General features: G+C 66.8%; 19 protein-coding genes. 14 read left to right on the top strand and 5 right to left on the bottom strand.

Annotated features, from left to right (window positions below):
- Positions 1-172: 172 nt before the first annotated feature.
- Positions 173-637 (bottom strand): nuclear transport factor 2 family protein, encoded by a 465-nt coding sequence (locus tag ACO07K_RS24370; protein WP_422032481.1) that lies wholly within the window; start codon positions 635-637, stop codon positions 173-175.
- Positions 638-669: 32 nt separating this feature from the next.
- Positions 670-1,224 carry an RNA 2'-phosphotransferase gene (locus tag ACO07K_RS24375; RefSeq protein ID WP_422032483.1) on the bottom strand — a complete coding sequence of 185 codons (555 nt, stop codon included), beginning with the start codon at positions 1,222-1,224 and terminating at the stop codon, positions 670-672.
- 75 nt (positions 1,225-1,299) lie between these two features.
- On the opposite strand from ACO07K_RS24375, the gene ACO07K_RS24380 reads away from it, so the two are divergent.
- The 12 genes from ACO07K_RS24380 (at position 1,300) to ACO07K_RS24435 (ending at position 12,687) form a co-directional block, all read left to right on the top strand.
- Complete coding sequence (locus ACO07K_RS24380) at positions 1,300-1,854, top strand: LemA family protein (protein ID WP_422032486.1); 555 nt, start codon at positions 1,300-1,302, stop codon at positions 1,852-1,854.
- A 13-nt stretch (positions 1,855-1,867) separates the two neighbouring features.
- Complete coding sequence (locus ACO07K_RS24385; protein ID WP_422032488.1) at positions 1,868-2,815, top strand: M48 family metallopeptidase; 948 nt, start codon at positions 1,868-1,870, stop codon at positions 2,813-2,815.
- Positions 2,802-3,725, top strand: a complete 924-nt coding sequence (locus tag ACO07K_RS24390; RefSeq protein WP_422036699.1) for a glycerophosphodiester phosphodiesterase — start codon at positions 2,802-2,804, stop codon at positions 3,723-3,725. Before ACO07K_RS24385 ends, ACO07K_RS24390 begins: the two co-directional genes overlap by 14 nt.
- Before the next feature lie 39 nt (positions 3,726-3,764).
- Complete coding sequence (locus ACO07K_RS24395; protein WP_422032489.1) at positions 3,765-4,436, top strand: GntR family transcriptional regulator; 672 nt, start codon at positions 3,765-3,767, stop codon at positions 4,434-4,436.
- A 48-nt stretch (positions 4,437-4,484) separates the two neighbouring features.
- Positions 4,485-5,285: a phytanoyl-CoA dioxygenase family protein gene (locus ACO07K_RS24400; RefSeq protein ID WP_422032491.1), complete on the top strand. Its 801-nt coding sequence runs from the start codon at positions 4,485-4,487 to the stop codon at positions 5,283-5,285.
- 25 nt (positions 5,286-5,310) lie between these two features.
- Positions 5,311-6,675, top strand: coding sequence for an NAD(P)H-dependent oxidoreductase (locus tag ACO07K_RS24405; RefSeq protein ID WP_422009104.1), 1,365 nt, complete (start codon positions 5,311-5,313; stop codon positions 6,673-6,675).
- Positions 6,676-7,172: 497 nt separating this feature from the next.
- A complete protein-coding gene (locus tag ACO07K_RS24410; protein WP_422032493.1) occupies positions 7,173-7,979 on the top strand; it encodes a DeoR/GlpR family DNA-binding transcription regulator in 807 nt (268 codons plus the stop codon).
- A gap of 4 nt (positions 7,980-7,983) precedes the next feature.
- Positions 7,984-8,994, top strand: coding sequence for an extracellular solute-binding protein (locus tag ACO07K_RS24415; RefSeq protein ID WP_422032495.1), 1,011 nt, complete (start codon positions 7,984-7,986; stop codon positions 8,992-8,994).
- 191 nt (positions 8,995-9,185) lie between these two features.
- Positions 9,186-10,004 carry an ABC transporter permease gene (locus ACO07K_RS24420; RefSeq protein ID WP_422032497.1) on the top strand — a complete coding sequence of 273 codons (819 nt, stop codon included), beginning with the start codon at positions 9,186-9,188 and terminating at the stop codon, positions 10,002-10,004.
- A gap of 1 nt (position 10,005) precedes the next feature.
- Positions 10,006-10,812 (top strand): ABC transporter permease, encoded by an 807-nt coding sequence (locus tag ACO07K_RS24425; RefSeq protein WP_422032499.1) that lies wholly within the window; start codon positions 10,006-10,008, stop codon positions 10,810-10,812.
- A complete protein-coding gene (locus ACO07K_RS24430) occupies positions 10,809-11,858 on the top strand; it encodes an ABC transporter ATP-binding protein (RefSeq protein WP_422032501.1) in 1,050 nt (349 codons plus the stop codon). The genes ACO07K_RS24425 and ACO07K_RS24430 overlap by 4 nt, the downstream gene beginning before the upstream one ends.
- A gap of 10 nt (positions 11,859-11,868) precedes the next feature.
- A complete protein-coding gene (locus ACO07K_RS24435; protein ID WP_422032503.1) occupies positions 11,869-12,687 on the top strand; it encodes a phosphodiesterase in 819 nt (272 codons plus the stop codon).
- Here the strand turns inward: ACO07K_RS24435 and ACO07K_RS24440 are convergent.
- On the bottom strand, positions 12,636-13,592 hold the full coding sequence (locus tag ACO07K_RS24440; RefSeq protein ID WP_422032505.1) for an AraC family transcriptional regulator: 957 nt from the start codon (positions 13,590-13,592) through the stop codon (positions 12,636-12,638). The genes ACO07K_RS24435 and ACO07K_RS24440 overlap by 52 nt on opposite strands.
- Before the next feature lie 97 nt (positions 13,593-13,689).
- On the opposite strand from ACO07K_RS24440, the gene ACO07K_RS24445 reads away from it, so the two are divergent.
- Entirely contained in the window at positions 13,690-14,529 is an 840-nt protein-coding gene (locus ACO07K_RS24445; protein WP_422032507.1) for an SDR family oxidoreductase, read from the top strand.
- On the opposite strand, the gene def is transcribed toward ACO07K_RS24445, so the two are convergent.
- The gene (gene def, locus ACO07K_RS24450) at positions 14,526-15,101 is read right to left on the bottom strand and encodes a peptide deformylase (protein ID WP_422009117.1); all 576 of its coding nucleotides are present in this window, start codon (positions 15,099-15,101) and stop codon (positions 14,526-14,528) included. The genes ACO07K_RS24445 and def overlap by 4 nt on opposite strands.
- A 47-nt stretch (positions 15,102-15,148) precedes the next feature.
- Complete coding sequence (argB, locus tag ACO07K_RS24455; protein ID WP_422032509.1) at positions 15,149-16,063, bottom strand: acetylglutamate kinase; 915 nt, start codon at positions 16,061-16,063, stop codon at positions 15,149-15,151.
- Positions 16,064-16,192: 129 nt separating this feature from the next.
- Between argB and ACO07K_RS24460 the strand changes: the two genes are divergently transcribed.
- Positions 16,193-16,879, top strand: coding sequence for a 2OG-Fe(II) oxygenase (locus tag ACO07K_RS24460; RefSeq protein WP_422032511.1), 687 nt, complete (start codon positions 16,193-16,195; stop codon positions 16,877-16,879).
- The last annotated feature ends 46 nt before the right edge of the window (positions 16,880-16,925 follow it).

The following is a 16,925-nucleotide window of genomic DNA, read 5'->3' on the forward strand; positions in this document are numbered from 1 at the left end:
TGCAGCAAGGCCCCCCTTTTTGCAGCCGGCGGTCGCCGAAACCACCAAGACCGTACTCGATCCCCGACATCGAACTCTCCATCCGCTGTGCCTCGGACAGAGAATCCAATCGCCTCACACCGCGCAACTAAGATGTGTGAATGCGATAGCCATTTGAATGGGGAGGCTCAATTCATACGTGACGCTTCCACTCCGGCTGGGCCCTGAGGTGTGCGCCTTCCTTGGCGAGAATCTTGGACGTGCGCTCGGGCGCGAAGCCCAGTTCGACGAAGGCCGGCCCGACATTGGCCACCTCGCGATAGTCGAGGATCAGGCCATCGCGCAGCTGCATCATCGAGCATCCTTCGAAGCCGACGCGCTTGCCCTCGGCGCCGGGCAGCTTCGAGACGTAGCTGAACGTGTAATAGGCGTAGAGCAGCTTGCCGTCGCTGACCGGCCGGTGCATGTCCCAGCGGAACTCGTGCGCGGTGCGATGGAACCAGTCGTCGATCATCTCGGCGATGCGCTCGCGGCCCACGAAGTCGCCGTAGAACACGTCGTGATAGACGGCGTCCTCGGTGAACAGGCTGGCGAACCCCTTGCCGTCGCGGCGCTCCACGGCCGAGCAGAAGGCCTTCAGCAGCTCCTGTGTGCTCATGCATTCCTCCGATTGAATTCGTTGGGCAGACACTAGCCCATCCTGTCGAGGAATGCCGGAGGGACGGCATCTGCCAGCCACACGCGGCCATCGACCCGATAGAAACGATGACCTTGCGCATGGGCGTCCCGCGCCCGGACGCCCAGCAGGACAGGCGTCGAACTCTTGCGCAACCCGACCTCGCGAGCGCCTGTCAGGTCGATGGAAAGATGAACATGGGTCCGCTCCATCGGGCGCAGTCCCTCGCTCAAGATGGCTTCCGCCGCCTCGGGTGAGGTTCCGTGATAGAGACGGGGCGGCGGTTCGATCGCCGGCCGGTCGATGGCCGCGTCGACGGAATGCCCGTAGGCCGCACGAATGCGCCCGGCCGAGATCTCGTGACGCTTCTTCTCGAAAGCGCTTCCGATCGCCTCCAGGTCGGCCGTCGTCACATCGCGCCATCGCGCGTCCGAGGCCCGAACCGCCGCAATGAACGCGTCGAGGGCCACCCAGCCGTCGACGTCCAGCTTCAGCCCATAGGCGGCCGGCTCATGTCGCAGGGCATGCGACACCAGCCTGCTCAGGTCGCGAAGGTGCTTCTTATCCATGTAAATCCATAATGCGGGGTCTGGCCTACGCCGTCTTCGTGTATTGTGGCGGTACGCCTGACTGGAGACTGTCGAATGAGCTCATGGATCTTCCTCGGCATCGTCGTCGCCATCGGCCTGTGGCTGATCGCCGTCTACAACGGCCTCGTCGGCGGCCGCAACCAGGCCCAGACCGCGTGGAGCCAGATCGACGTGCAGCTCAAGCGCCGGCACGATCTCATTCCCAATCTAGTGCAGGTGGTGAAGGACGCGATGGCGTACGAGCAGGAGACGCTCACCAAGGTGATCCAGGCGCGCAACAACGCGGTGGCGGCGAGCGGCAACGCCGCACAATCGGGTCCAGCGGAAGCGGCGCTCAGCCAGGCGACGCATGGCCTGTTCGCCCTGATGGAGAACTACCCGCAGCTCAAGGCCAACGACAATGTCATGCAGCTCCAGGAGGAACTCACGACCACCGAGAACAAGATCGCCTTCGCGCGCCAGTTCTACAACGACTCGGTGAACACCTATAACACCCGCCGCCAGAGCTTCCCGGCGGTGCTGGCCGCGGCGTCGCTGGGCTTCGGCCCGATGGACCTGTTCAACATGCCGGAGTCCGAACGCGAAGTGCCGAAGGTCGCGCTGCGCTGAGAGGGCACGGCGCATGAGCGCCACCACCGACTTCGTCGCCGCACAGAGCCAGAACCGCCGCAACACGATGGTGCTGCTGGCGGTGCTCACCGTCATTGCGGGCGGCATCGGCTATCTGGTCGGTGCGCTGCTGGAGGGCGAATCCTCCGGTTCCCTGCCGGCCGTCAGTCAGATGGGCATCGCGGCCGCCGGCCTGATGGCGGCCGTCAGCATCGGCTGGAGCGCGATCTCGCTGGCGGTGGGCGACAAGATGGTGCTGTCCATGGCCGGCGCCAAGGTGATCGAACAGCAGGACGCGCCGCAGCTCTACAACGTGGTCGAGGAGATCTCGATCGCCGCGGGCGTGCCGATGCCCCGGGTGATGGTGCTTGAGACCGACGCGCTGAACGCCTTCGCCACCGGCAACAAGGTCGGCAACGGCACGATCGCGGTCACACGCGGGCTGCTGAATTCGCTGACCCGCGACGAGCTGCAGGGTGTGGTGGCGCACGAGATGGCGCATCTGCGCAACCTCGACACGCGCTATATGGTCGTGGTCGGCGTCACGGTCGGCCTCATCGCTTTGGTCTGCGACATGGCGCTGCGCACGATGAACCTGGGCCGGATGCGCAGCGACGACCGCAAGGGCAGCTCGGGCGGCGGCCTTCTGATCATCGTGCTGCTGGTGGTCGCGATCCTGGCGCCGCTCGCGGCCAAGGCGGTGCAGATGGCGGTCTCGCGGCAGCGCGAGTATCTCGCCGATGCCACCTCCGTGCAGTTCACGCGAAATCCCAATGGCCTCATCTCCGCGCTGGGCAAGCTCGCAGAGAAGGCCGCGCCCTTTCCCGGAGTGAGCCGTGCCACGCAACACCTCTTCATCGTCAATCCCATCCACCAGTTCACGTCCAAAACGCCGGCACTCCTCGCCACGCATCCCGATATCGAGGATCGCATCGCTCGCCTGCGCAATCTGGGCGCTTAACACCGGGCTCGCGGCGGCGTTCGACCTGCAGGGGCATCGCGGGGCGCGCGGGTTGGCGCCCGAGAACACGCTGGCTGGCTTCAAGGTGGCGCAGGATCTGGGCGTCACGACCCTCGAGACGGACCTCGCGGTGACGCGCGACGGAGCCGTCGTCATCAGCCACGATCCGGTCCTCAACCCTGCCCTGACGCGCGGGCCGGACGGCCAGTGGCTCACGGCGGCAGGCCCCGCCATCCGCACGCTGACCCTGGAGGAACTGAAGCACTACGACATCGGCCGCGTGAACCCGGCCAGCAAATATGCCCAGCAGTTCCCGGAGCAGAGGCCGGCGGACGGCCAGCGCTTCCCAACGCTGGCCGAATTCTTCGCGCAGGCCGCTCCCGAAGTGCGCTTCAACATCGAGATCAAGACCGATCCGGCCAAGCCCGACCTGACTCCGGACCCCGCAGCCTTCGCCGCGCTTGCCGTCGACGGCATCCGCAAGGCCAAAGCCGAGGCCCGCAGCACGCTGCAGTCGTTCGACTGGCGCGGCCTGATCGAGGCCCGCAAGCTGGCGCCCGAGATCGCCACCGGCTGCCTCAGCATCGAGAGCAACAACTTCGATACGGTGCAGCGCGGCAGCGGCCGGCCCTCTCCCTGGCTGGGCGGGCTCGATTTGGCAGCCCATGGCGGCTCGGTGCCGCGGCTCGCCCAGGCGGCCGGCTGCGCCACCTGGTCGCCGTTCTGGCGCAACGTCACGGCGGAGACCGTGAAGGAGGCCCACGCGCTCGGCCTCAAGGTCGTGCCCTGGACCGTGAATGTCCCAGCCGAGATGGAACGGCTGATCGACCTGGGCGTCGACGGGCTGATCACCGACTATCCCGATCGCGGGGCGCAGATTCTCAGCTCCAAAGGCCTCAAAGCCCGCTAGGCGGTTGACTCGGGCCGCCTCTGTGTTCTGTATACAGACATGCGCCCCTTCCAGCCTGAGCCCGATCTTTCCGAGCGAATTCACGATTCGGTCCTCGAAGCGATCTGCTCCGGTGAGCTGAAATCCGGTGCCCGGATCACCCAGGAGGAGATCGCCCAGCAGTTCGGCGTGTCGCGCCAGCCGGTCCTGCAGGCCATGATGCTGCTGCGCCGCGAGGGCTTCCTGATCGACGCCGGCCGCAAGGGCGTGTGCGTCGCCCCGCTCGACGTCCAGCAGGCGCGCAATCTCTACGTCGTCCGCGCCGCCCTCGACGGCGCCGCCGCCCGGCTCGCCGCGTCGAACTACACGCCCCACCTGATGCAGCGCGGCCGCGCCCTGCTCGACGTCGGCCGGCGCGCCGTGGCGAGCGGCTACGTGCCGTCGGTCATCGAGGCCGACATCGATTTCCATCTCTTCGTCTACGAGGCCTCGGGCAATCCCGTGATCGGCGAGACCGCCCAGCCGCACTGGCAGCATCTGCGCCGGGTGATGGCCGCGGCCTTGAGCGAAGAGGATCTGCGGATCAGTGTGTGGGACGAGCACGAAGCCATCCTGCGCGCGCTCGAAGCGGGCCAGGCGGCCGAGGCCGAAGCGCTCTGCCGCGGCCATGCCGAACAGATGGCCGGCATTCTGACGGGACGATTGAAGGCTGTGATTTCCCGCGCCGCCTGAAGACGGCGTTCACGACAAGCAAGACGACAAGGCAAAGGAGGAACCGCCATGAAGCTCACCTCTGAGCAGCTGAAGCAATTCGACGAAGAGGGCTATCTCTTCTTCCCCGACTACTTCTCGCCGGAAGAGACCCAGATCCTGAAGAACTCGGTGCCCGAGGTCTTCGCCCAGCGCCGGCCCGAGAACGTGCGCGAAAAGAGCGGCGACGTCGTGCGCACTGCCTTCGCGGTCCACACCTATCATCCGGTGTTCGAGGCGCTGGTCCATCATCCGCGCTTCGTCGAGCCGGCCGAGCAGCTCCTGAAGGACAAGACCTACATCCATCAGTTCAAGATCAACGGAAAGGCCGCGTTCGACGGCGACGTCTGGCAGTGGCACCAGGACTACGGCACCTGGAAAGCCGACGACGCCATGCCCGAGCCGCGCGCCATGAACCTCGCGGTGTTCATCGACGAGGTGAACGAGTTCAACGGCCCGCTCTGGTTCATTCCCAGGAGCCACAAGAAGGGCGCGATCGAGGCCAGCCACGACCTCACCACGACCTCCTATCCGCTCTGGGTGATCGACAACGACACCATCGCCAAGCTGGTCGACCAGGGCGGCATCGTCGCGCCCAAGGGCGGCCCGGGCTCGGCGATCTTCTTCCACGGCACGCTGGTCCATGGCAGCGGCCCCAACATGTCGCCGTGGGATCGCCAGATCATCTATGTGACCTACAATTCGGTCAGCAACGCGATCCGCCAGTTCAAGCGGCCGGACTACATCGCGCACCGCGACTTCACGCCGGTCGATCCCTGGGAAGACGATGCGGTGATCCGCGCCGTCAACCGCAAGGTCGCGGCGGAATAACAATCAAGAAACTCCGGAGGAACCCATGAGTCTCCATCGCATGCTTCTGGCGCGCGCCGCCGAAGCCAATCCGCTGCGCATCGGCGTCATCGGCGCCGGCAAGTTCGGCTCGATGTACCTGTCGCAGATCCCGACGACGCCGGGCATCCATCTGCTGGGCATCGCCGACCTCTCGCCCGACCGCGCGCGCGAGAACCTGGCGCGGCTGGGCTGGAAGCCCGACGTGACCTCGGCGACCTCCTTCGCCGATGCGCGCAAGCACGGCAGCACCCATCTCACCGACGACTGGCGTGCACTGGTCAGCCATCCCGAGATCGACATCATCGTCGAATCGACCGGCGATCCGATCGCCGCCGTCGAGCATGCGCTCGAAGCCTTCAGGCACGGCAAGAGCGTGGTGATGGTGACCGTGGAGGCCGACGCCTTCTGCGGCCCGCTGCTCGCCAAGCGCGCCGCTGCCGCCGGCGTGATCTACTCCCTGGCCTATGGCGACCAGCCGGCGCTGATCTGCGAACTGGTCGACTGGGCCCGCACCTCCGGCTTCGAGGTGACGGCCGCCGGCCGCGGTCACAAGTGGCTGCCGCACTTCGCGCAGTCGACGCCCGAGACCGTGTGGAAGTACTGGGGCCTCAACGAGGAGCAGGCCAAGCGCGGCGGCCTGAACCCCAAGATGTTCAACTCCTTCCTCGACGGCTCGAAGCCCGCCATCGAGAGCACCGCCGTCGCCAACGCCACCGGCCTCACGCCGGCGCCGGACGGGCTCGCCTTCCCGCCGTGTTCCGTGGAGGACCTGCCCTTCGTGATGCGCCCCATCTCCGAGGGCGGCCAGCTCCATCACAAGGGCCAGGTCGAAGTCGCCTCGTCGCTGGAGAAGGACGGGCGCGCCATCCCCTACGAGATCCGCAAGGGCGTGTGGGTCGTGTTCGAGGCCGCCACCGAGTACCAGAAGAACTGCTTCGAGGAGTACATGCTGCAGACCGACCCGAGCGGCCGGTACTCCGTCATGTACAAGCGCTGGCACCTGATCGGCCTCGAGGTCGGCATGTCGGTCGCCTCGATCGGCCTGCGCAAGGAGCCGACCGGCACGCCGATCGGCTTCCACGCCGACGTCATCGCCACCGCCAAGCGAGACCTCAAGCCGGGCGAGATGCTGGACGGCGAGGGCGGCTACACGGTTTACGGCAAGCTGTTCCCGTCGGAGAAGTCGACCGGCCTCGGCAGCCTGCCGCTCGGCCTCGCCCACAACGTGAAGCTGCTCAAGCCGATCAAGGCCGGCCAGTCGCTGACCTACGCCGACGTGGTGATGGACGAATCGCTCACCGCGGTGAAGCTGCGCCGCGAGATGGAACGCGACTTCGCGCCGGCGGCGTCGAAGATCGCGGCGCAGTAAGGCGCGACACTCGTTTCGCGCCGCGCCGCACGGAGCGCCGCGGAATGGAGGGATCTTTTCCTCCATTTGACGGCTCTGGCGTCTTTCTGAGTCCGATGGAGTCACCACCACCGACCTCATGCTGAGGAGCGCGCCGCAGGCGCGCGTCTCGAAGCATGGGCACGAGCACCGCGCCTGTTGCCCATCCTTCGAGACGCGGCCCGGAGTTTACCCCGAGGTATTCGAGGGGGCCGCTCCTCAGGATGAGGGGGTGCGTGTCGACCTGAAGCGTCCCGTCGACGGTCAACCGTGACAGGATTCGGGGGGTGCGACATCCCGTTCAGTTATTTCGTTTATTTCGGTTGTTTCGTTTATTCGGGCAAGCGTCCCCCGGCCGGCCACTCGCTTGACGTCTCGGAATGTTCATATGAAAGTCATATGAACGAAAACAACGGTCTGCAGTGTTCATTCGAACCATGCAGATCGAACGGGACAGGAAGCGGGCTCAGGAACCGGGAATGCAGGCGGAAGAACGCGCCCGCGCCATCGTCGAACGCGTCCGGGGGGACGGGTTCCAGGCGATCGAGGCGCTTGCCCTTCAATTCGGCGTCACGCCGCAGACGATCCGGCGGGACGTGAACCTGCTCTGCGACCGCGGCCTGCTGCGGAGGCGCCATGGCGGCGTCGAGCTGCCGCCCGAGGGCGAGAACCTCGCCTATCCCGCCCGCCAAGTCCTGAACATCGACGCCAAGCGCCGCATCGCCCAGCTCGTGGCGCGCGAGGTGCCGGACGGCGCCTCGCTGTTCTTCGGCATCGGCACGACGCCCGAGCAGTGCGCGACGGCGCTGCTCGACCATGCGGGCCTGCGGGTCATGACCAACAATCTCAACGTCGCGCTGGCGCTCTGCCGCAGCGCCTCCTGCGAGATCACCGTCGCCGGCGGCCGGCTGCGCAGCCTCGACCGCGACGTGGTGGCGGGCGAGGCGCACGGTTTCTTCGGCCGCTTCGCCGCCGACATCGGCATCTACGGCGTCGGCGGCGTGGCCGAGGACGGCACGCTGCTCGACTTCAGCACCGACGAGGTGACGATGCGCAACGCGCTCGCCGCCCATTGCCGCCAGCGCTTCCTGGTCCTCGACCATTCCAAGTTCGGCCGCGGCGGCACGGTGCGCGGCGGCCACATCACGGAAGCAACGGCCGTGTTCACCGATCGTCCGGTGCCGGCGCCCATCGCGCGTCAATTGAGCGATGCCGGCGTCCGGCTCGTGTCCTGGCCGGACGACGGCGCGACCATCGATACGACACGTCAAACAAGGAGGGGTTGATCTCATGTTGAAGCATCTCGCGATCGCGGCCGCGCTCGGCATCGCCGCCGTGGCAAACATCTCCGGTGCCGCCGCCCAGCAGCGCGCCGTCTGCTACAATTGCCCGCCGGAATGGGCCGACTGGGGCTCGCAGCTCAAGGCCATCCAGGCCAAGCTCGGCATCCAGGTGCCGCCGGACAACAAGAACTCCGGCCAGGCCATCGCCGCGCTGATCGCGGAGAAGGGCAACCCGGTGGCCGACGTCACCTATCTCGGCGGCATCGCGGCCGACCCGGCCAAGGATGCCGGCGTGCTGACGCCCTACAAGCCTGCGAACTGGGACAAGATCCCGGCCGACCTCAAGGATCCGGACGGCAACTGGTTCACGATCCACTCCGGCACGCTCGGCCTGTTCGTGAACAAGGCGGCGCTGGGCAACAAGCCGGTTCCGCAGAGCTGGGCCGACCTCTTGAAGCCCGAATACAAGGGCATGGTCGGCTATCTCGACCCGACCTCGGCGGCCGTCGGCCAGCTCGGCGTCATGGCGATCAACCTGGCGCTCGGCGGCACCTACGACAATCTCGATCCGGCCATCAAGTTCTTCAAGGAACTGGCCAAGAACCAGCCGATCGTGCCGAAGCAGACGTCCTACGCCCGCGTGATCTCGGGCGAGATTCCGATCCTGCTCGACTACGACTTCAACGCCTATCGCGGCCAGTACACCGACAAGGCGCCGGTGCAGTTCGTGATTCCGAAGGAGGGCACGCTGGTGTTCCCCTACGTGATGGCGCTGGTGAACAAGGGCCCGAACCCCGACAACGGCAAGAAGGTGCTCGACTTCGTCCTGTCCGACGAGAGCCAGGCGATGTGGGGCAATGCCTATCTGCGCCCGGTCTTCGCCGACCGGCTGTCGGCCGAGGCCAAGGCCAAGTTCCTGCCCGACGCGGAATATGCCCGCGCCAAGCCGGTCGACCTGAAGAGCCTCGCCAAGGCGCAGCCGCAGATCGTCGAGCGCTACCGCAAGGAAGTGAACTGATCAGACGAGTATAGCGGGGCGACGACAAGAACATCGCCCCGCTGCACTCGATTACGACCTCACCCTGAGGAGCGCTCCAGAGGAGCGCGTCTCGAAGGGTGGGCACGAGCACCTCGCCTGTTGCCCATCCTTCGAGACGGCCCTTCGGGCCTCCTCAGGATGAGGGGTGTGCCAAGAGGAAACCGCCAACCATGCGGCACGAAACCCGCCGACTGATCCTTCTGCTGCTGCCGGCCGGCATCGTCTTCGCGGCCTTCTTCCTGCTGCCGATGGCGCGGCTGTTCTTCATCGGCGGCAGCGGCAAGACCGGCTGGGCGGCCTATGCCGCCATCCTCACCGACTCGCTCTATCTCGACAGCCTGCTCTCGACCTTGGCCGTGGCGGCCGCGACGACGGCGGCGACGCTGGTGATCAGCGGCATCTCGGGCGTGTTCCTGCAGCGGCACAAGTTTCCCGGCAACGCGCTGCTCGTGTCGATGCTGACCTTTCCGCTCGCCTTCCCCGGCGTGGTCATCGGCTTCATGGTGATCATGCTGGCCGGCCGCCAGGGACTGATCGGCCAGGTGACGCAGGCGCTGACCGGGGAGAAGCTGGTCTTCGCCTATACGATCGCCGGGCTGTTCATGGGCTACGTCTACTTCTCCATCCCGCGCACCATCCTCACCGTGATGGCCGCCGCCGAGAAGCTCGACCCGAAGCTCGAGGAGGCGGCGCGGTCGCTCGGCGCCTCGCCGTGGCGCGTGCTGCTCGACGTCATCATCCCCGGCCTGAAGCCCGCCTTCATCTCGGCCGGCGCGATCTGCTTTGCGACGGCGGTCGGCGCGTTCGGCACCGCCTTCACGCTCGCCGCCAAGATCAACGTGCTGCCGATGGTGATCTATACCGAGTTCACTTTGTCGGCGAACATCGCCATGGCGGCGGCGCTGAGCTTCGTGCTGGGCATCGTCACCTGGCTGGTGCTGGCGGTGGCGCGCACGGCCGCCGGTTCCAGCGTTGCGGCGGCAGGCTGACATGAAGCGCCGCGGCCTCTTCTATCTCCAGCTCGCCTTCACCCTGCTGGTCTGCGCCTTCCTGGTCGTGCCGGTGGTCCTCTCGATCATGGCCGGCCTCACCGTCAACTACTTCGTCGGCATCGAGAGCGGCCTCACCCTGCGCTGGGTGATGGAAGTGTGGAACGGCTATCGCGACACGATCTTCCTCTCGATCGGCCTGGCTCTCGCTTGTCTCGCCGTCACCCTGGTGATCGGCGTTCCGGCGGCCTATGTGCTGGCCAAGCGGCAGAACGCGCTGACCCGCGCCCTGGAGGAGATGCTGGTGCTGCCGGTGGCGGTGCCGGGGCTCGCCACGGCGCTGGCGCTGATCGTCACCTACGGCAGCCTATCGGGCTTTCGCACCTCGTGGGCCTTCATCCTGGTGGGCCACGTGCTCTTCACCCTGCCCTTCATGGTGCGCAGCGTGCTGGCGGTGCTGAGCGCGATCGATCTCAAGACACTCGAAGAAGGCGCGGCGTCGCTCGGCGCCGGCTTCTGGCCGCGCTTCCGCGACATCGTGCTGCCGAACTGCCGGCAGGGCATCCTCGCCGGATCGCTGATGGTCGTGACCCTGTCGATGGGCGAATTCAACATGACCTGGCTGCTGCACACGCCCTTCACCAAGACGCTCCCGGTGGGCCTCGCCGATGCCTACGCCTCGCTGCGGCTGGAAGTCGGCAGCGCCTATACCCTCGTGTTCTTCCTGATGATCATGCCGCTCCTGCTGGCGCTGCAGGCTTTCGCCAAGCCGCGCCCGGCGAGGTTCGTGGCAGAGGACGCCGAATGACCGATCCCGGAAACAAACCCGTCTCCATTGCCCTGACCAACTGCGCGAAGACCTTCACCGACGGCACCCGCGCGCTGGAGCCGCTCGACCTCGCCATCCATGCCGGCGAGACCGTCGTGTTCCTCGGCCCCTCGGGCTGCGGCAAGACCACGACGCTCCGCATCATCGCCGGCCTCGAAGAGCCCGACGCCGGCGGCAAGGTGCTGTTCGACGGGGTCGACGTCACGCACCTGCCGATCGAGCAGCGCAATGTCGGCATGGTGTTCCAGTCCTATGCGCTGTTTCCCAACATGACCGTGGCCGGCAACATCGGCTACGGCCTGAAGATCCGGAAGGTGCCCGACGCCCAGATCAAGGCGCGCGTCTCGGAGATGCTGGCGATGATGCAGATCACGCGGCTCGCGGACCGCCGCATCGACCAGCTCTCGGGCGGCCAGCGCCAGCGCGTGGCACTGGCCCGCGCCATCGCCGTCCGGCCGCGTGCGCTGCTGCTCGACGAGCCGCTGACGGCGCTGGACGCCAAGCTGCGCGACACGCTGCGCCTGGAGATCGATTCGCTGCTGCGCTCGCTCGGCATCACCGCGATCTACGTCACCCACGACCAGGCCGAGGCGATGGCCTTGGGCGACCGTATCGTCGTCATGGAGCATGGCCGGGTCGCCCAGATCGGCAAGCCGCGCGACATCTACCAGCGTCCCGCGACACGCTTCGTCGCCGAATTCATCGGCACGATGAATCGCCTGACCGGCCGCGTCAGCAACGGCACCTTCACCTGCAAGGCAGGCGGCCTCGCCTGGCCAGAGGCGCCAGCGAGCGCCACCGAGATCCTGTTCCGGCCCGAGGATATCCGCGTCGTCGAGAGCGGCGAGGCCACCGGGCTCAAGGGGACGGTCGCGGCCGCCTTCTTCCTGGGCGATCGCACGCGCCTGTTCGTGGAGGTGGGCGAGGCCCAGCCGCTGGTCATCGAGAGCACGGCGCGGCGCGACTTCAGCCACGGCGACGCCGTCGGGCTCGCCATCGACCCCCGTGGCCTATTGGTGTTGTGAGGAGACTGCCATGCTGATCGCCCAGATCACCGACACCCATATCAAGCTGCCGGGCAAGCTCGCCTATCGCAAGGTCGACACGGCTTCAATGCTGCAACGCTGCGTGCAGGAGCTGCTGGCGTTGAGCCCGCAGCCCGACATCGTCCTGCTGACCGGCGACCTGGTCGATCTCGGGCGACCCGAGGAATACGATCACCTGAAGTCGATCCTGGCGCCGATCCAGCAGCGCATCATCGCCATCCCCGGAAATCACGACGAGCGCGAGGCGATGCGCGACGCATTCCGCGACGGCGGCTACCTGCCGACGGCGGGGAAGTTCCTCCAGTTCGCGATCGACGACTATCCGCTACGCCTCGTCGGGCTCGACACGCTGATCCCGGGCCAGGGCGGCGGTGAACTCTGCCGCGAGCGGCTCGACTGGCTCGACCACACGCTGGCCGAGCGGCCCGATGTCCCGACCCTGGTGATGATGCACCACCCGCCCTTCGTCACCGGCATCGGCCACATGGACAAGATCGGCCTGCTGGGGCGCGAGGCCTTTGCCGAAATCGTGGCGCGTCACGCCCAGGTCGAGCTGATCCTGTGCGGCCATCTCCATCGCACGATCCACGCCCAGGTCGGCGGCCGGGCAGCACTGACCTGCCCCAGCCCGGCGCATCAGGTCGCGCTCGACATCCATCCCGACGCGCCCAGCCGCTTCCGCATGGAGCCGCCAGGCTTCATGCTGCACTGGTGGAACGACGGCCAGCTCGTGACCCATGCCGCCGTCATCGGCGACTATGACGGCCCGTATCCGTTCTTCGACGCGGACGGCAAGCTGATCGACTGAGCCGCATTTGCCCGCGCCCGCGCGAAAGCACCGGGAGAGATACCGATCCGGCGGCGAAAGGCGGTGCTGAAGGCGCTCGCCGACTCGTAGCCGATCTCTTTGGCGAGACGGTCGAGCGGCTTGCCGCCGCGGCTGAGCGCGTCCTGGGCGAGTGCCATTCGCCATCGCGAGAGATATTCCATCGGCGCGCAGCCGAGCGTTTGGGAGAAGCGGGCGGCAAAGGCCGAGCGCGACATGCCGGCCAGCCGCGCGAGGCCGGCCACCGTCCAGCCGGCACGAACGTCTTCGTGAAGCGCCCGCAAGGCGCCGACCAGGGAGGGGTCGCACAGCCCCGCCAGCAGACCGGCCGGCAGGGCGCCTTGGCCGATGCCGGGCTGTCGCAGACACTCGACCAGCATGATCTCGAGCAGCCGCTGCAGGATCGTCTCGCGACCCGGCCAGTCGCTGTCGGATTCCTCGCGCAGCAGATGGACGAGGCGGCCGAGACGCGTCGTGTCGCTGTCCGACGCCCGGACATGGATCATGCGCGGCAGCAGGCCGGTCAGCAGCGCGGCATTGACCGGATCGATCCGGAAAGCGCCGCCCAGCATCTGAAGATCGGGCTCGCCCTCGGGATCGCCGTGCCGGACTGGCCTATCCGATGGTTCGACGAGCGCGCACGCGATGCCGGGATGGCTGAACAGGGCGAAGGCGGGTGTCGCGGGCAGCAGGATGAAGTCGCCACGCTCCAGCAGGACCGGTTCGTCACTGTCGAGGGCAAGCCAGCACTGCCCATCGAGCAGGAGCGCGAATCCCGGCTGCCCGTAAGCCGCATAGCGCACGCCCCAGCGACCGCGCCCGGTGATCGGCTTCGACAGGGCCGCGTGCGGACGCAGCAAGCCGATGACATCGCTGAAGGGATCCATTCTGGACGATCCATAATCAAATGCGGCGTCCGGATTATATATGATCCCGTCCGGATGGCTATTCTGGAAACGAACCAGCCAGCCAACGGAGCATCACATGGCCCAGACAGTTCTGATCACCGGCACCTCGTCCGGCTACGGCAAGGCGATGGCCGCGTTTTTCCTGGAGCGTGGATGGAACGTCGTCGCCACCATGCGGCGGCCCGAGCCGACCGTTTTCGCGGCCTCCTCGGACCGGCTGAAAGTGCTTCCGCTCGACGTCACGAAGGCCGGCAGTATCGCCGGAGCGATCGCCGACGGCGTCGCCGCCTTCGGCGCCATCGACGTCCTGGTGAACAATGCCGGGATCGGTCTCGCCTCGATCGTCGAGGCGACGCCCGACAGCATGGTACGCGAGATCTTCGAGACCAATACGTTCGGCGTCTTCGCGACCTGCCGGGCCATCATCCCGCAGATGCGCCAGCAGGGTCACGGCACCATCGTCAACGTCACGTCGAGCGTCGTTCTCGGGGTCATGCCGCTGGTCGCGGTCTATGCCGCCAGCAAATGCGCCGTCGAGGGCTTCACCGAATCGCTGTCGTATGAACTGGGTGCCTTCGGCATCAAGGCGCGCCTGGTGGAGCCCGGCTATGCCCCGACGACCAGCCTCACCGCCAACGGCAGCGCGCGCATGCAGGGCCTGTTCCCGGAAGAATACGGCGCCTTCACGCAGTCCTGCTTCGCGAACATGGCCCACTATCCGACGCGCTACTGCACCGAGGCGGAGGTGGCCGAAGCGACTTTCGCCGCGGCGACGGAAGATGGCGGCAGGATCCGCTATCCCGCCGGCGCCGATTCGAAGCTCCTCGCCCAGCTGCGCTGGTCGACGTCGGAGGAGCACTACCTGCGGAAGATGCGGGAGATGTTCGGCCCGAAGGCTGCCAGCCGAGCGGCCTAGATCACGTGCTCGGGGTCTTCCTTCGGGTGGGCCTTGGGCGGCCGGCCTTCGGCGGCGTCGCGTTCCTGTTCCTTGCGTGCCTTCAGCAGCTTGCGCAGGATCATGTTCCGCTTCAGCGCCGAGATGTGGTCGATGAACAGCACGCCGTCGAGATGGTCGATCTCGTGCTGCACGCAGGTCGCCAGCAGGCCGTCGCAGGCAAGATCCTGCTGCTTGCCGTCGCGGTCGAGGTAGCGGACCGTCACCGTGGCCGGACGGACCACGTCGGAATAATGGTCCGGCACCGACAGGCAGCCTTCCTCGTAGGAGACGTCCTCGTCCGAGGCCGCGACGATCTCGGGATTGGCCATGAAGAGCGGGCCGGTCTTGGTGTCCTCGCGGTCGATGTCGAGCACGATGACCCGCTTCAGCACGCCGACCTGCGGCGCCGCGAGACCGATGCCGGGCGCGTCGTACATCGTCTCCAGCATGTCATCCATGAGCTGGCGCACGCCGGCGTCGACCGTGTCGACGGGCAGGGACTTCTTCTTCAGGCGCGGATCGGGCGCGGTCAGGATCGGCAGGAGAGCCATCGGGCCTAAATATGCGTGAGAATGGGGCTTTTCAAGGCCGGGGCAGGTCAGGTGCGCCGGACCATCGTGCCGACGCCCGCCTCGGTGAAGACCTCGAGCAGAAGGCAGTGGGGTACGCGACCGTCCATGATGACGGCGGCTTCGACGCCCGAGTTCACGGCATCGATGCAGTTCTCGACCTTGGGGATCATGCCGCCGGAGATCGTGCCGTCGGCGATCAGGGCGCGCGCCTGCTCGATCGTCATGTCGGGGATCACCTTGCCGTCCTTGTCGAGGACGCCGGGCACGTCGGTGAGGAACAGCAGGCGCTTGGCCTTCATCGCGCCGGCAATCGCGCCGGCCGAGGTGTCGGCATTGATGTTGTAGGTCAGCTCGTCGTCGACGCCGAACCCGATCGGGGCGACCACCGGGATCACGTCGGCGCGGCGCAGCTGCTCCAGCACCATGACGTTGATCTTGGCGGGCTCGCCGACCTGCTTGAGATCCACCTTGAGGAGCTCGCCGGTCTTGGGATCGCGGATCTGCGTGACCTTCTTGGCCAGGATCAGGTTGCCGTCCTTGCCGCAGATGCCGACGGCGATGCCGCCGCACTCGTTGATGTCGGCCACGATCGCCTTGTTGATCGAGCCGGCCAGGACCATCTCGACGATCTCCATGGTCGCGGCGTCGGTGACGCGCAGCCCGTTCACGAACGTGCTCTTGATGCCGACCCGCTCCAGCATCTTGTTGATCTGCGGGCCGCCGCCATGGACCACGATCGGGTTCATGCCGACCTGCTTCATCAGCACGATGTCGCGGGCGACCAGGTCGCCGAGCTTGGGGTCGGTCATGGCATGGCCGCCATACTTCACGACGAAGGTGGCGTCGTTGTGCCGGCGCATGTAGGGCAGCGCCTTGGAGATGGTCTCCGCCATGCGGATGAGCCGCTTCTGCTCCTTGTCCGGTTGCACAGGCTCGGCCATTTCACAGCATCCCCAGTTGAACGAAAGCCCTCTCCGGGTCGGGAGAGGGCCGAGCAATTCGCGCAGGCGCATAATATATTAGGCGGCTCGCGGATAGAAGAACCGGACCTGCCGCGTCAGGATGTCCGCATGGCAGCTTCCCACCTCCTCGACAGCGAAACCCTGGCCGATCGCGGCTTCACCGTGGTGCGCAACCTGATCGGCCCCGAGGAATGTCGCGCGCTGGCCGCGCTGTGGCCCGAGCCGTCACGATTTCGCAAACATATCGTCATGCAGCGCCACGGCTACGGGCAGGGCGAGTATCAGTATTTCGCCTACGACCTGCCCCCGCCCGTCGAGCGGCTGCGTCAGGCGCTGTACCCTGAGCTGGCCAAAGTGGCCAACGCGTGGAACCAACGGCTGGGACGGGCCCGGCGTTTCCCGCCCGCCCTGAAGGACTGGCTGGGTGAATGCCACGCGGCCGGCCAGACAAAGCCGACGCCGCTGCTGCTGCGCTACGGGCCGGGCGACTACAACTGCCTGCACCGCGATCTCTATGGCGAGATGGTCTTCCCGCTGCAGGCCGTGGTGCTGCTGAGCGCCCCGGGCCGCGACTTCACCGGCGGCGAGTTCATGCTGGTCGAGCAGCGGGCCCGCATGCAGTCACGCGGCGAGGTCGTGCCACTGGAACAGGGCGATGCCGCGATCTTCGCCGTGAACGAGCGGCCGGCGAAGGGCGTGCGCGGCTGGCACCGGACCGCCCTGCGCCACGGCGTCTCGAGCCTGCGCACCGGCGAACGCTTCACGCTCGGCCTGATCTTCCACGACGCGGCTTAGAGGCTTCGAACGCTACGCCCCAATCCTGTCATCCTGAGCGCAGCGA

The sequence above is a fragment of the Reyranella sp. genome, assembly GCF_965228225.1.
In the GTDB taxonomy this organism is placed as follows: Bacteria; Pseudomonadota; Alphaproteobacteria; order Reyranellales; family Reyranellaceae; genus Reyranella.